Raw genomic sequence first — 14,058 nt, 5'->3', positions numbered from 1 at the left:
GTGGCTTTCTCCTACCTAAACCTTACGCTTTCTCGATCTGACACAGGGAAGACTTGGTTTCCTGCATCTGAGTGATCGGGTCATAACCATAGGTCAGTGCGGTGTTCGCAGACTCACCTACGATGTAAGGCTTGGTGCCGTCTGGGTAAACCAGATCAACATCGTGCATTACACCGGCGAAGTGGTAAGGCATCCAGGTCACGCCAAGCTTAACGCGTGGAGTTACCAGCGCTTTCACCTTGATGCGAGCGCCTTCAGCACCTTCAACCCAAACGTCATCGCCATTGATGATGCCGCGGTCAGCCGCATCCGCAGGGTTGATCTCGATGAACATCTCCTGCTGCAGCTCAGCCAGCCATGGGTTAGAACGGGACTCTTCACCACCACCTTCGTACTCAACCAGACGACCAGAGGTCATTGCCAGTGGGTACTTCTTGTCTAGGTTGTCGCTGATAACCTTGTCTTGGATAGTCTTGTACAGAGTCGGCAGACGGTGTACTTGCATATCGTTGTAGGTCGGGTACTTAGCGATCAAATCACGACGAGGGGTGTACAGAGGCTCGCGGTGTACAGGCATTGGATCTGGGAAGGTCCAAACCTTACAACGTGCCTTAGCGTTACCGTAAGGGATACAGCCGTGCTTCATGGCCACACGGTGGATACCACCGGATAGGTCAGTCTTCCAGTTACGGCCTTCTGCTTCTGCTTTCTCTGCGGCAGTCAGCTCGTCCCACCAACCCAGCTGTTTCAGCATGTCGGCGGTAAATTCTGGGTAACCGTCTTCCAGCTCACAACCTACAGAGTAGGAGCCTTCAGCCAACAGGTTCTCACCATTGCGTTCAACACCGAAGCGAGCACGGAAGTTACCACCACCTTGCAGAACGTGCTTGTCCACGTTGTACAGGATGTGAGTACCAGGGTGCTTCTGCTCTGGGGTACCCCAACAAGGCCAAGGTAGACCGTAGGTCTCGCCTTTGAAGTCGTTGCCTAGGGCTTCCAGATTCTCGTGAGAGAACTTACCCCAGTTCTGGGTGTGAGCTTTAATACGCTCAGGACCCTGACCAGACATACCGATGGTCAGCATGCCGCGGTTGATTTCGCGGGTTACGTCTTCGATAACTGGTGCATTGTTCTTAACTTGCATGCGCTTGGTGTACTGTTCAGCGAAGCCACAGTGCTTAGCCAGACGGTACATGATTTCCAAGTCAGTCTTAGATTCGAACAGAGGCTCAACAACCTGCTGACGCCACTGTACGGAGCGACCAGAGTTAGACAGAGAACCTTCGGTTTCGAACTGAGAACATGCTGGCAGCAGGTAAACGCCGTCTTTACGACGGTGCATTACACCGGCCATGGTTGGATAAGGGTCAACAACCACTACGGTGTCCATCTTATCCAGCGCATCACGTACTTCCATCTGACGGGTTTCAGTGTTTACTGATTGACCCCAGAAGAACGCCATGCGGATGTTGTCTTTCTGAGCCAGTTTGCTCTTCTCTTCCAGCACGCCGTCGTGCCAGCGAGAACAAGGCATACCAGGGGTGTTCATTGGCTTCTTGCCTAGGTATTCGCCTTGGTCGAAACGACCTGCAACCCAGTCAAAGTCCAATTCCCACACGTGGCTCCAGTGCTTCCACGCACCGGTAGACAGGCCGTAGTAACCTGGCAGGGTGTCGAACAACAGACCTAAGTCAGTTGCGCCCTGTACGTTATCGTGACCACGGAAGATGTTGGTACCACCACCGGATTTACCCATGTTACCCAGAGCCAGCTGCAGCAAGCAGTAAGCACGGGTGTTGGCGTTACCTACGGTGTGCTGGGTACCACCCATACACCATACAACGGAACCAGGACGGTTCTCAGCCATTAGGCGTGCGGCTTCGTAAACGCTTTCTTCAGCGATGCCACAAACTTCAGCAACTTCGCTCAGAGGCCACTTAGCGGCTTCTTTACGGATGTCTTCCATGCCCCAAACGCGTTGGTCGATGAAAGTCTTGTCTTCCCAGCCGTTTTCGAAGATCACATTCAACATACCGTAGATGAATGGGATATCGGTACCAGGGCGAATGCCAACGTGCAGATCAGAGTGAGCAGCCGTACGGGAGAAACGTGGGTCAACAACGATGATTTTAGCGTTGTTGCGTTCTTTAGCGGTCAAGATGTGCTGCATGGAAACTGGGTGAGCTTCTGCAGGGTTTGCACCGATAAAGAAGATGGCGTTTGCGTGACGGATGTCGTTGAACGAGTTGGTCATTGCACCGAAGCCCCAGGTGTTTGCTACACCGGCAACCGTGGTGGAGTGACAGATACGTGCAGAGTGGTCAACGTTGTTGGTACCCCACATGGCCGCAAATTTGCGGTACATGTAGCAACCTTCGTTGGAGAACTTCGCACTGCCCATGAAGTAAACGGAATCAGGACCTGACTCTTGGCGGATTTTCAGCATCTGGTCGCCAACTTCTTGGATAGCTTGCTCCCAAGACAGTTTCTTCCATTTGCCGCCTTCCATCTTCATTGGGTATTTCACACGCAGCTTAGAGTGGCCGTGCTCACGCAGAGCTGCACCCTTGGCACAGTGGCCGCCGCGGTTGAATGGGTGGTCGAACGCAGGTTCTTGACCAGTCCATACGCCGTTTTGAACTTCAGCGTAAACACCACAACCTACTGCACAAGCAGAGCAGATGGTGCGCTTGATTTCGATTGGAGCGTTTGGATCAACGTGGTGATCAGACGCGTTTGCTTTACGGATCATGCCGGTACCCAGCATTGAGGCCGCAGCAATACCACCGGTAGTTACACCGGCATTTTTCAGGAACTGACGACGGTCAAGACCCAGTCCTTTCTTCTCTTCTACCTTAACTTCGGTAGCGGTACGAGTGAGTTGCATTGCAATATCTCTCCTGGATTACAGGCCGCGCAGGCTAGCGTAGTAGCTGCGTACGTGGTCGGTTTCTTTGTAGCCAGACTGCTTAACGTCCGCCTTGTCAGCGGCAGCAGCTGGAGTCGCAACGGCAACCACACCGGCAGCAGCTGGAGCTACAGCCAGAGCTTTCAGCAGATTGCGGCGCTCCAGGTTGGTTTTTTGTTGAGTCATCATCTTTCCTCGAAAGTAGGGGCGACGAAATTGCCCATGACCGAACTGATTTGGCAATCAATTTGGTAAAGAGCTATCAAAATGACAGCGGGCGGCATTGTCCCTGTTGAAAGCCCTAAAAAATGTGAACTTGAACGTATTTCAGTGGCTAAATTGTTGTCTATCAATGTGATATTTGAAGCAGGTCACCTTGTTTTTTGGATGTTATTCTGAAGTTTGTTCATGGGTGTGTTTGGTGGTGGATTTGTTGGTTTTGGACCGATTTTGCGCTAAATGGATCACAATATGGTTATGGCTGGGACACTTTGGGGCAGTGGGGGAGTTAATAAAATGTTTCTCGAGGATCCTGTCTGACTGTAACTCAGTTTAGTGTCTCTCAATTGGGATCGGTATAAGTCTGTCGAAGGCACAGAAATGGGAAAATGTTTTGAGGCTTTTGTCACGGTTTTGTGGGTTTCGAGAAGTAAAACCGATGAGGGATTCAAAATTCAAGGTTTTTGTGATGAAGTTCAACAAAGGTGATCTTTGTTGATCTGGATCAAGAATTAAAATCTGGATTTCGTTAACCTTGCCGCCGTTGAAATGACCGACTGAATTCCAGTTCGCAACCTGAGGCACAATTTCGCGATGAAAAGTCCATGTTTACCTCATCTTTATGTTTTGATTGCAGGTCTGTTTTTAGCGCTGGCTCCTTTTGTAGTTGATGCCGTGCTGATGTTTACTGCCGCTCTGGTGTAATCGCACCAAAATCCTTTCTAAAGTTTCTGTTATCCTTGGCTAGTTGCTTTGTTACTGGCCAAGGATTGCTTATATGAATCCCCTTATTATCGCCTTAATGGCACAAGTTTCTGCTCACTCTGCCGAGCCCCTATTGGTGACCCAGCCCCAAGTGACCCAGCCGGTTTGCTGGTATCAGGGACAGGAATACTCCGAAGGTGCGGTGCTCAATCTCGACTCTCGCCAATTGATCTGCGGGTCCAAGTTTGAAAATGAAGACAACGGTCGCCTCATCTGGCTGGTTTTGGATGAAGAGGGACAGCCGATTCGGCCTAAGCGTGGCGGCAGCAAGATCACCATCAATTAAGATTTGTTGAGCTCTGGTGCCCATTCGGGTGCTGGAAGTGAGCTGTTGCCGTTCTCCGCGCTACCATCGAAACGAAGCTGCTTTTGGGGCAGTTACTCTTTGCGTTTTTTTGCCCTTGGATGAGCGCTGTCGTACACCTCGGCAAGGTGTTGGAAGTCGAGATGGGTATAGACCTGAGTGGTGCTGAGGTTGGCATGGCCTAATAGCTCTTGCACCGCGCGCAGATCTTTCGAGGATTCCAACATGTGGGTGGCGAAAGCGTGACGCAATCGGTGGGGATGAACTTTAGCCCCAACCTGTTGTTGACGGCCCCACTTATCCAAACGCGCCTGAACGCTCCTGTGGCTAATTCGGTTGCCACGATTGGAAAGGAATAGGGCATCACTTCCTGATGCGTTCCAGAGCCCTCTCAGAGGCATCCAGCGGCGTAAACAATCACTGGCTAGCGTGGTGATAGGAAGTTGGCGCTGTTTACCCCCTTTCCCTTGAACCCTTAACTGCTTGGCGTCCAGATCTAAGTCGCCCACATCTAAGCCAACCAACTCCATTAAACGCAGCCCACTGGAGTAGAACAGCTCCATTATGGCTCGGTCTCTTACTGCCACGGGATCGTTTTCGTCGATCTCCAGCAGCTGCTGCATCTGATCCACATCGAGGTTCTTGGGCAGAGGCTTGCCCTGTTTCGGGGTGCGAATGCCCTTGGCGGGATTGTGCGGCATCAACTTGAGCGCCACTAAAAACTCAAAAAACTGTCGCAGTGCCGACAGTGTCAGTGACAAAGTGCGAGGGGACAGCCCTTGACGGTGCAATTTGGCAATAAGCTGTTGGCATTGGCTCTGAGTGACCTCGGGCCACTGCTTCATCCCCTGCTGTTCCAACAGAGGCTGGCTGCGGGTTAACTCGCGCAGGTAATTACGACAGGTATGAGCCGAATAGTGACGCTCACTGCGAAGGTAACGCTCAAATTGGGCCAGCAATGATGCCGAGGTCATGATCGATTACAGCAGTTTAGGGATCTTGTAGGCCATCAGCTGCTTCACCTGATCCAGCATGGTGGTGTCCATGTCTGGGGAGAAGTGGCCCGGATCGTTGGAAGCGATGGCCAGAATGCCTACGGGCTTGGTGCGCTCGCCGATGCAAACCAGCGCTACGGAGCCGGTATCCTGGGCCACCAAGGGGTTCTGCTCTTGAGCGGGTAGGCGGCCTAAATAGTAGCCTTGCTCATTAAGGCGACGGCGCAAAATTAGGTTGAGCTCTGGCTGATCGAATTGGCCAAAGGCGTCGGTCAACACCAAGCGAACTTTGGCAAATCGGAAGCGGCGCTTAAAGCTGTCGACCAAAATGCGATTGACCTGCTCAATGGAAACCGCCTCTAGCAGATCGAAAAACAGCTGGTTGTAGAACCGATAGATATCTTCATTGCGGGAGGCCACCGACAGCAACGAGGTGATCTCTTCCTCGAGTTGGCTGACGCGGGCACGCAGATTCTGCTGTTGGTGCTCAATCAGTGAGACGGTGCCTCGCTCCGTATGCGGAATGCGTAGGCTGAGGAGCAGATCTGGGTGTTTGATGAAGAAATCGGAGTTCTCCAACAAGTAGTCGCGAACGATGCTGGCGCTTAGGGCGTCGACATTGTGGCTGAATCTTTGTGTCATAGTGATATTTGACCGTCATAAACGTGCACTGCAGGCCCGGTCATTTCGACCGCTTGCTCGTTTCCAGGCCAGTGAATATTCAAGGTGCCACCCTTGAGATCTACACGAACTTTGGTGCCTAAGAGCCCTTGAAACTGACCGATCACTGCCGCGGCGCAGGCACCGGTACCGCAGGCCAGTGTTTCTCCAGCTCCGCGCTCAAATACCCGCAGCTTGATGTGGCTGTCGCTGATCTTCTGCATAAAGCCAACGTTAACCCCTTTTGGGAAGCGTTCGTGGCCGTTGAGCTGCTTACCGATGCGCTCCACTTCGGCGGTATCGATGTCATCAACTTGAATGACGCAGTGGGGGTTGCCCATGGAAACCACGCCGCAAAGGTGCACGCCGTCGTCGGTTTGCAGCAGATAGGTTTTCTCAACCTTGTTGGCTCGAAACGGCACTTGGCCTGGCTCGAACTTAGGTTGGCCCATGTTGACGGTCACCTGATCGCCGTCGCCAAGGCGCAGCTTCAAGGTGCCTGCCTGAGTGCTAACGCCGATCTTGGATTTATTGGTCAGCCCTTTCAGACGCACAAAACGGGCGAAACAGCGGGCACCGTTGCCACAGTTTTCCACCTCGCTGCCGTCGGCATTGAAGATGCGATAGTGAAAGTCGAGATCCGGGTCGTAAGGGGGTTCAACCAAAAGCAGTTGATCAAAACCTACGCCAAAATGCCGATCCCCCAAGCGCCGGATGGTTTCCGGAGACAGGTAGAGGTTTTGCGTTACGGCATCGATCATCATGAAATCGTTGCCGAGTCCCTGCATTTTGGAGAAGTGAATCAAGAGATCACCTAGTGGTTTTGAATAATAATTTTTAGTTTACGGCAGCTTAGCCAAAACTTGCCAGCGTTTCATCGGCCGTAAAGGAGCGAACTTTAATTCTTAGCGCTCTCGGTCTGTTCCGGTTTTGCCTGAGTGGCTTGGCTCTGCTGAGTTTGGGCCGCGTTGGTATCCGCTTCGGGCAAAGTCAGAGGGCCTTTCTGGCCACAGCCGACGCAGGCGCCGACCAGCAATAGTGTGGTGATGAATCGAGTCATAGGAAAAGCAATGATCTTCTGAGTTAAGCTCTCTATAATCGCAGCTCATCAACGAATTGCAACTACAGAGATAGCGAGATGGCAATGGAAGTATCTGAATTTCACCAGTTGGCCGACGAAACCCTAGAGTCGATTGTGGATACCATTGACGACAGCGAGTTGGAGCTGGACTACGAACAGGCTGGAAACGTACTGGACCTAGAGTGCATCGACGGTAGCCACATTGTGCTGAACAAGCAGGAAGCGATGTGCCAGCTGTGGTTGGCCACAAAGTTTGGCGGCTTTCGCTTCGACTATGTGGATGGCAAGTGGTTGGAAGAGCGTGAGCAGCATGAGCTGTTGAGTTTCCTCAGCGAGGCGGTGGCCAAGCAGGGCGGCGAGCAGATCCGCTTCTAACTCGGCTTACCTACGGTGGTGAGCTCGCCCTCAGATAGCGGTTTCACCACCAACTGCCCCTGGTGTCTATCGAGACGGTAGAACTGGGGTAGATTAAAGCGGCCTTGCTGACGGTGGCTTTGATAAGGCACCTCATCAATGTGGCTGGCGGCGTTTATCTGATCGTGCAGCTGTTGCCGTGACAGGCATTGGCGATGCATCTGGTTCTCTTCATCCAGCAGATAGAGATCCACCTCTCCGTTACGTTCCCTCACGAAATATTGCCGCATCCCCAAGCGACTGTGATTTCTCAATAGCGCCGGCGCGCAGCTATAGGGATCCTCACCACAACTAGGGTGAGGCAAGGTGTGCACCAACCCATCTCGAATCACCTTGGGCAAATCGGGCATCTGTTTGATGGGCGACCAATCAAAGCCGGATAAGGTGAAGCTGAGGCCATAGCGTGTTGCCCCTAAGGTGATGGGAAGCACCTGCACCTGATCCATTCGGCTTTGTTGTTTGAGGCGATAACACTGTTGCAATAGAAAAGTAAGGCGGTCGCTGATGGCGCGATTGCCTTTCTTGCCTACGCACAATACGGTCATTTGGGGCGGATGATCGATATCCACGCCTCCCAGTACTTGTCGCAATAGATTCAGCAAGCCCTGTTCAGAGTTGAAGTAGTGGTATTGCAACTCTCCCCAACTGTTTCGGGTTAACAGTTCCAGAGAGCCCAACAAAAAGCGCCCAGGGCGACCACTGGAGAGCACTCTATCGGGCTGCATATCCAGCAGCCCTTCGGAGCCATTCCAGCCCTCTGTACCATCCTGCTCAAGATTCACCACCAGAGTGAGCTGGTTGAAGTGCCATGGCTGTTGCAGTTGCGACAGGTTTGGCGATTCCTGATTGCTGAGCCTAGATGCCAAGGTGTGCCCCAGTTCGGTCAAGCGCTTGCTGAAGTGGCCCTGCCCTTGAGTGAAACAGTGGATTCGGGTGTGGCGATCGATAATGTGGTTTTGCGCCGCCCAAGCGACACAAGCCAACCGGCTTTGGTGATGAAACAGCGGGCTTTCACCAAACAGCAGCCGTTTATCGGCGGGTTGACGATAGAGGTACCAAAGATCGCTGGCGCCATGTCGACTCTCTACCTGGACCAAGGTGAGGTCGGGCTCTTGAAGTTTACTGCTCCACAGCGGATTAAGCGGCATCAGCTTATTGGTGTGAGTTTCATACTCGGTGTATAGCTTGCGGGTCAGCAGACTCAGATCCTGAATTTTTAACTTTCGCGGCAATCGTTGCTGATTGGCGAAGTTGGCCAAACGTTGGTAGCTGGTGAGCATCATTTCACTGAGTTGATGATGGAACCAGTGCACCTGTCCGGCATGCCAATGCTGCGCCTGATCTAAAGATTCCAACAACAGTGGTGTCCATTGCCAACATTCAACCAGTTGTCTCATGGTTTGCTGTTTCCAGCCATCTTGCTGCGCTGAGGTCAGCTTGGGGGCGCATTTGAGGTAGAAGCAGCGCTGCACCAGAGACAGCCGTGATGGAGAGTGCTGGCGCTTTAGGTAGTCCTCGATTCTGAGGTACAGCATCAAATAGGGATCGAGCTCTGAGAACGGCTTGCCAGATTTCATCTGGAACCAGAGTTGGTCCCGAAGAATGCGCTGATCCGGGTAATCCGCCACGTAGGCTTCCAGCAACAACACTTTCAGAACCGATTTGTGGGGACGGTCCACCCCTTTAAACAGTTGCCACAGTCCCGCACCAAAGTATTCACTGGCTGGTAGGTGCTGAATGTCGCCGAGATTAAGCAGTTCGTGTCGGTGTTTTGGCGCGCCGGGCCACCACGCGATGGGTTTGCCCATAAGGCGAATGTGGGTTCGGTAGAACTCCTCTAGCAGCAACCAATGCTGGGCACTGCCACTGTGATCCCGATCGAGGCTCGCCTCTGTTGGGCGGCCAAATTGGTTTGGATCGATGGCAAACAGACTGGCTTCCAGTCCATTTTCGTTTAGCCAATTGGCCAACCACTTAAGCCGACGCTGCAATTGGTTGCGTTGATCTTGGTTAAGTTCGCCATGGTGTACCACCCAGATGTCCACATCGGACTCTGGGGTTTGGCCCAAATTGCCGCTGCTGCCCATGGCGTAGGCACCAATGAGCTCGGCCTCATCGGTGCTGAGGTCGTTGTGAAAACCTTGAGGCGCGCTGGGACAACCCAACTCCTGCAGATAATTATGGCCATCTAAGCAGGCTAAACACTGTTGCAATAGGTGCTGTTGATGCGGACTTAACCCTTGATGGAACTGGGAAAGTCGATGTTGGTTGAGCGCCTCACTGAGGGCGATATCGGCACGAACTGAGGGCAATCGTAGCTCACGAAACAGCAAAAAGTGTGATCAGCATAACATTTTGTGGCTAATAAAGAGAAATCGTGAAAAAGATCTATTTTTCGGAAATTTGATTCACAAAACATCACTCACGGCTATTGCTTGCTTTAATGGATAACAAAATGCTGGCAACATGAGCGCCAGATTCAATTCTAGGTATTGGCGCAGAGCGCCACTGACAACAAAGGATACTGAGACGTATGGCACGCAAAGAGATTCGAATTGCCACTCGCAAAAGCCCGCTGGCAATGTGGCAGGCTGAGTTCGTAAAGGCGGAACTGGAAAAAGCTCACCCTGGTTTGGAAGTGATTTTGCTGCCAATGTCCACCAAGGGTGACATCATTCTGGATACCCCTCTGGCGAAAGTGGGCGGTAAAGGCCTGTTCGTAAAAGAGCTGGAAGTGGCCATGCTGGAAGGTCGTGCTGACATCGCGGTTCACTCCATGAAAGACGTGCCAGTTGAGTTCCCTGAGGGCTTAGGGTTGACCACCATCTGCGAGCGTGAAGACCCTCGCGATGCGTTCGTGTCAAACAACTACAAGACTCTGGAAGAGCTGCCTCAGGGCGCCATTGTAGGCACCTCAAGCCTGCGCCGTCAGTGTCAGCTGCGCGAGCTGCGTCCGGATCTGCAGATTCGTGACCTGCGCGGTAACGTGAATACTCGTCTGCGCAAGCTGGATGAAGGCGAATACGATGCCATTATCCTGGCGGCGGCTGGCCTGAAGCGCCTAGAGTTTGATCACCGCATCACCAGTTTCATCGAAAGTGAACAGTCTCTGCCAGCAAACGGTCAGGGTGCGGTCGGCATCGAAGCCCGTTTGGATGACGCCGAACTGCTGGAGCTGCTGTCTGTGCTGGAGCATAAGGAAACCCGTGCTCGCGTTATCGCCGAGCGTGCGATGAACACCCACTTAGAGGGCGGCTGTCAGGTGCCTATCGGAGCATACGCTGAACTGGAAGGTGACGAGCTGTGGCTGCGTGGTCTGGTGGGTAAGCCAGATGGCAGCATCTTGCTGCGCAATGAAGTGCGTGGTCATAAAGACAACGCAGAAAAGCTGGGCATTGAGCTGGCTGAGCTGTTGCTGCAAGCCGGTGCCGGTGCCATTTTGAAAGAGGTGTATGGGGACGCCTAATGCACATTCTACTGACCCGTCCTGCGGGTCGTAATGAGGCGCTGAGCCAGCGCCTTGTTGATCTGGGGCATCAGGTGAGCTGTTGCCCTATGATGGAAATTGCCGCAGAACCTGAACCGGGAGTCAGCCCGCTTTATCAGGCTGATGCGGCTTTTTTTGTGTCCGTAAATGCGGTGGAGCATGCTAGCGTGCATCTGCCGCAATGGCCCGAGATTCAATATCTGGCCATCGGCGCCGCCACCGCCAATGCTTTGCGCCAGTTTGGTCTTGAGCCGATCACGCCGCCAAAACACGATGAGACCACCGAGGGCTTGTGGCAACTGCCGATCATGCAGACCTTGGCGGGCAAACGCATCGCCATTGTTCGAGGCAATGGTGGTCGTGAGGAGATGGCTCAGCGGTTGTCACAGATAGGTTGTCAGGTGGATTATTGGCAGGTTTATCGACGTCAGGTTCCTAATTTTAATGCAATTGATGCACTTCAAAGCTGGCAACGAAGCGGCGTAAACGCCATACTGGCAACCAGCGTTGAGATCTTGCAGAACCTGTTTAGCACCCTTCCCGAGTCCGCCACCCCTTGGCTACGTCAGCAGTTGTGGTTAGTCCCGGTAGAGCGGGTTGCCGATGCGGCACATACCCTTGGTTGTCAGCACATACTTATAACAGGAGGAGCGGGAGACGACGCTATTGTCGAATCGATAGCCAACTGGAAGACACGCTAGTAATGGATAAAAAGCCGGAACATTCCAACTCTCCCAGCACCGAAAAAGAGCCGCTAGAGACTCCGCAGACCGAAGAGGTCTCTAAAGACGAGTCGGTGGACTCCAGTGCAGCCGTGCCAACGGCTCCAACCAAATCTAATCAAGCTGAGGCTGATGACGCGTCGCAGTCTGACGTTGATCTTGAAACCAAGCCCGTTAAGGAGGCTTCGCAACCGGCGGAGTCCCCAAGCAAAGATATCCCAACGCCACCGTCGGCCTCGGAACAGATTCATGCTGAGCCTGCCCCTGCCAAACCCAAAGGTCAGGGCCCCGCTTTGCTGGTAGCCCTATTGGCGTTAGTCATTGGTGCGGGTGCCGGTGGCTTTAGTTACTGGCAGTGGCAGCAGCGTCAACAGCATCAGTTGCAGTCTAATGAACTGGCTGCCAGTGTGACCGCCCTTGAAACTGCGCAGCGAGATCTGCGCCTTTCGCTGGAAGCGCAACTGCTAGACGTCCAGCGGCAGAACCAAGCTGCGGCGCAACGAATTGAAACCCTTGGTGCTTCACTGTCAAAAGTGGAGGCGACACTAGAGAAAGCTCGCAATTTACGTCCCCAAGATTGGCTGATTGCGGAAGCGGATTATCTGGTGCAGATGGCCGGTCGCAAATTGTGGCTTGAACAGGATCAGCAAACCGCCATTGCCCTACTGAAAGATGCCGATCGTAGCTTGTCTCTGGTGAAAGACGGCGCTCAATTACCGATTCGTGCCGCATTGGCCAAAGACATCGCTACTCTAGAAGGGCTGCCGCGACAAGATCTGGCCGGGGTGGCATTGAAGATCGAATCGATGATTGCCGCCGTGGAAACTCTGCCATTGAATCGAGTTGAGCTACCCGACGCCGCCGAGACTGAAGTGGTCGACACGCCGAGCGAGTCCGTTGACGACTGGAAAGCCAACCTAGCCCGCAACTGGAAAGCCATGATGGACGACTTCATTACTGTGCGTCGTCGTCAGGGTGAGTTACAGCCGCTGCTGGCCCCTGAGCAGGAGTGGTACCTGCGAGAGCACCTTCGCGGCAAGCTGATGCAGGCGCAACTGGCGTTGTATCACGGCCATACCGACGCTTATCAAAAGGCACTGGGCACCGCATCAGGATGGATTGATACCTACTTCAAGCGCGATGACGCCGCCGTGGACAGTGCGCTGTCCAACTTGGAAGCGCTGCGCAAAGTGGAGTTTGTCTCCAAACTTCCGATTGAACTGGCGAGCCAACCGCTGTTGGAGCGGCTAGTGGCTGAGCGATTGGGCACGGTTAGGGAGAGTCGCTAATGATTCGGCTGCTGATCTACACCTTGATCATCCTCGCTGGTGCTTTTGTTGGTCCGAAATTGGTAGAAAACAAAGGCTACGTCTTGATTGCGGTGGGCGATTACACCATTGAAACCACGGTGATCGCCTCGGTTCTGATGTTGCTGCTGGCGTTTGCCTTGCTGCAGCTGTTGGAGTGGCTGCTACTGAAAATCGCGAAAACCGCAGGATTCACCTGGCGCCTGCCCAGCCGTTGGCGTCAACGTTCATCCCGTCGATTTACCCTGCAGGGGGCGTTGGCGTTGGCGGAAGAAGATTGGTCACTTGCGCAGAAAGCGATGTCAAAAGGAGCCGGCGCCGGTGAACTGCCACTGGTGAATTTCCTTGCCGCCGCTCGCGCCGCCCACCACCAAGGGGACCGTGAACAGGCCGAAGCGCTACTGGATAAAGCTGCGGAATTTGATAACAGCGAAGCCGCCGTCAGCATTGCTCGCATCCGTTATCGAATTCAAGACGGAGAGTTCGCCAGTGCTCGGCAGTCATTAGAGGGGTTATCAGCATCGCTTCGTAGCCGCCCTACGGTGCTGAAATTGGCTCATGAGCTGTACCAGAAGCAGAATGATTGGGACGCCATTGCTCGCATCGCTCCGGCGTTGGTGAAGCACAAGCTGCTGAGTGAAACCGAAGCCGCTCAATTGCCGGTGGATATTGAGTCTGGGGCATTGAATGCCTGCACCGATCTGGAACCACTGCAGCAGCGCTGGGCCAGTTTGCCGAAGAAGCTTAAGAAACAGGATCAACTGGTGCTGAGCTATGTGAATGGCCTGATTCGATTCCGGCAGCCAACGGAAGCGCGCAAGCTGTTGATGGAGCAGCTCGATAAGAAACAGCCGCAGCCGCAATTGTTGGCGCTGCTGCCACTGTGCAGCGAAGACGCATCCGAAAGCTTGATTCAGGTATTGAAGCGTCAGTATTCCAATGTGGAAGATGCGGATCTGTTTGATTGCTATGCCAACTTAAGTCGTCAAAGCCGTCAATACCGAGAAGCCAAGCGTTGGCAGCGTAAGGCCATTGATCTTGCCCCGACCAAGTATCGCTACTCTCAGCTGGCGGAACTTCAAGAACAGCTTGGTGAGCAGCATGGAGCTTTGGATAGCTACCGTCACCTACTCGATCCCAGTTTGAGTTAGGGAGTGGAAATAGAAAAGCCGCACACTGTGCGGCTTTTTTTGTGA

The 14,058-nt window shown here is 53.3% G+C and carries 13 protein-coding genes; 6 read left to right on the top strand and 7 right to left on the bottom strand.

Features of this window, described 5'->3' with window-relative positions; genetic code table 11:
- Positions 1-22: 22 nt before the first annotated feature.
- Both FCL42_RS08100 and FCL42_RS08095 read right to left on the bottom strand, forming a co-directional pair.
- On the bottom strand, positions 23-2,887 hold the full coding sequence (locus FCL42_RS08100; protein WP_136862896.1) for a formate dehydrogenase subunit alpha: 2,865 nt from the start codon (positions 2,885-2,887) through the stop codon (positions 23-25).
- A gap of 18 nt (positions 2,888-2,905) precedes the next feature.
- Positions 2,906-3,094: a twin-arginine translocation signal domain-containing protein gene (locus FCL42_RS08095; protein WP_136862895.1), complete on the bottom strand. Its 189-nt coding sequence runs from the start codon at positions 3,092-3,094 to the stop codon at positions 2,906-2,908.
- 811 nt (positions 3,095-3,905) lie between these two features.
- Between FCL42_RS08095 and FCL42_RS08090 the strand changes: the two genes are divergently transcribed.
- A complete protein-coding gene (locus FCL42_RS08090) occupies positions 3,906-4,178 on the top strand; it encodes a DUF1496 domain-containing protein (RefSeq protein ID WP_136862894.1) in 273 nt (90 codons plus the stop codon).
- A gap of 92 nt (positions 4,179-4,270) precedes the next feature.
- Here the strand turns inward: FCL42_RS08090 and xerC are convergent, their stop codons facing one another.
- The 4 genes from xerC to lptM form a co-directional block, all read right to left on the bottom strand.
- Complete coding sequence (gene xerC, locus FCL42_RS08085) at positions 4,271-5,170, bottom strand: tyrosine recombinase XerC (RefSeq protein WP_136862893.1); 900 nt, start codon at positions 5,168-5,170, stop codon at positions 4,271-4,273.
- A 6-nt stretch (positions 5,171-5,176) separates the two neighbouring features.
- Positions 5,177-5,833: a DUF484 family protein gene (locus FCL42_RS08080; RefSeq protein WP_136862892.1), complete on the bottom strand. Its 657-nt coding sequence runs from the start codon at positions 5,831-5,833 to the stop codon at positions 5,177-5,179.
- Positions 5,830-6,657: a diaminopimelate epimerase gene (gene dapF, locus FCL42_RS08075; protein ID WP_136862891.1), complete on the bottom strand. Its 828-nt coding sequence runs from the start codon at positions 6,655-6,657 to the stop codon at positions 5,830-5,832. The genes FCL42_RS08080 and dapF overlap by 4 nt, the downstream gene beginning before the upstream one ends.
- Before the next feature lie 92 nt (positions 6,658-6,749).
- Positions 6,750-6,911 carry an LPS translocon maturation chaperone LptM gene (lptM, locus tag FCL42_RS21680; protein ID WP_169308333.1) on the bottom strand — a complete coding sequence of 54 codons (162 nt, stop codon included), beginning with the start codon at positions 6,909-6,911 and terminating at the stop codon, positions 6,750-6,752.
- A 78-nt stretch (positions 6,912-6,989) separates the two neighbouring features.
- On the opposite strand from lptM, the gene cyaY reads away from it, so the two are divergent.
- Complete coding sequence (gene cyaY, locus FCL42_RS08070) at positions 6,990-7,307, top strand: iron donor protein CyaY (RefSeq protein WP_136862890.1); 318 nt, start codon at positions 6,990-6,992, stop codon at positions 7,305-7,307.
- On the opposite strand, the gene FCL42_RS08065 is transcribed toward cyaY, so the two are convergent.
- Positions 7,304-9,658 (bottom strand): class I adenylate cyclase, encoded by a 2,355-nt coding sequence (locus FCL42_RS08065; protein ID WP_136862889.1) that lies wholly within the window; start codon positions 9,656-9,658, stop codon positions 7,304-7,306. The genes cyaY and FCL42_RS08065 overlap by 4 nt on opposite strands.
- Before the next feature lie 221 nt (positions 9,659-9,879).
- Between FCL42_RS08065 and hemC the strand changes: the two genes are divergently transcribed.
- The 4 genes from hemC to FCL42_RS08045 are packed head-to-tail and all read left to right on the top strand — an operon-like array spanning position 9,880 to position 14,013.
- Complete coding sequence (hemC, locus tag FCL42_RS08060) at positions 9,880-10,812, top strand: hydroxymethylbilane synthase (RefSeq protein WP_136862888.1); 933 nt, start codon at positions 9,880-9,882, stop codon at positions 10,810-10,812.
- A complete protein-coding gene (locus FCL42_RS08055) occupies positions 10,812-11,534 on the top strand; it encodes a uroporphyrinogen-III synthase (RefSeq protein ID WP_136862887.1) in 723 nt (240 codons plus the stop codon). Before hemC ends, FCL42_RS08055 begins: the two co-directional genes overlap by 1 nt.
- A 2-nt stretch (positions 11,535-11,536) precedes the next feature.
- Positions 11,537-12,844 carry a uroporphyrinogen-III C-methyltransferase gene (locus FCL42_RS08050; RefSeq protein WP_136862886.1) on the top strand — a complete coding sequence of 436 codons (1,308 nt, stop codon included), beginning with the start codon at positions 11,537-11,539 and terminating at the stop codon, positions 12,842-12,844.
- Positions 12,844-14,013, top strand: a complete 1,170-nt coding sequence (locus FCL42_RS08045) for a heme biosynthesis protein HemY (protein ID WP_136862885.1) — start codon at positions 12,844-12,846, stop codon at positions 14,011-14,013. The genes FCL42_RS08050 and FCL42_RS08045 overlap by 1 nt, the downstream gene beginning before the upstream one ends.
- Positions 14,014-14,058: the final 45 nt, after the last annotated feature.

The organism is Ferrimonas aestuarii (genome assembly GCF_005116665.1).
In the GTDB taxonomy this organism is placed as follows: Bacteria; Pseudomonadota; Gammaproteobacteria; order Enterobacterales; family Shewanellaceae; genus Ferrimonas; species Ferrimonas aestuarii.
The sequence above is the reverse complement of the archived record's forward strand: the minus strand, read 5'-3'. Positions and strand labels throughout refer to the sequence as shown.

What these genes read in the sequence shown, in the direction of transcription:
- FCL42_RS08100 (WP_136862896.1), bottom strand. Translation starts at nt 2,887, where the DNA reads ATGCAACTCACTCGTACCGCTACCGAAGTTAAGGTAGAAGAGAAGAAA.
- FCL42_RS08095 (WP_136862895.1), bottom strand. Translation starts at nt 3,094, where the DNA reads ATGACTCAACAAAAAACCAACCTGGAGCGCCGCAATCTGCTGAAAGCT.
- FCL42_RS08090 (WP_136862894.1), top strand. Translation starts at nt 3,906, where the DNA reads ATGAATCCCCTTATTATCGCCTTAATGGCACAAGTTTCTGCTCACTCT.
- xerC (WP_136862893.1), bottom strand. Translation starts at nt 5,170, where the DNA reads ATGACCTCGGCATCATTGCTGGCCCAATTTGAGCGTTACCTTCGCAGT.
- FCL42_RS08080 (WP_136862892.1), bottom strand. Translation starts at nt 5,833, where the DNA reads ATGACACAAAGATTCAGCCACAATGTCGACGCCCTAAGCGCCAGCATC.
- lptM (WP_169308333.1), bottom strand. Translation starts at nt 6,911, where the DNA reads ATGACTCGATTCATCACCACACTATTGCTGGTCGGCGCCTGCGTCGGC.
- cyaY (WP_136862890.1), top strand. Translation starts at nt 6,990, where the DNA reads ATGGCAATGGAAGTATCTGAATTTCACCAGTTGGCCGACGAAACCCTA.
- hemC (WP_136862888.1), top strand. Translation starts at nt 9,880, where the DNA reads ATGGCACGCAAAGAGATTCGAATTGCCACTCGCAAAAGCCCGCTGGCA.
- FCL42_RS08055 (WP_136862887.1), top strand. Translation starts at nt 10,812, where the DNA reads ATGCACATTCTACTGACCCGTCCTGCGGGTCGTAATGAGGCGCTGAGC.
- FCL42_RS08050 (WP_136862886.1), top strand. Translation starts at nt 11,537, where the DNA reads ATGGATAAAAAGCCGGAACATTCCAACTCTCCCAGCACCGAAAAAGAG.
- FCL42_RS08045 (WP_136862885.1), top strand. Translation starts at nt 12,844, where the DNA reads ATGATTCGGCTGCTGATCTACACCTTGATCATCCTCGCTGGTGCTTTT.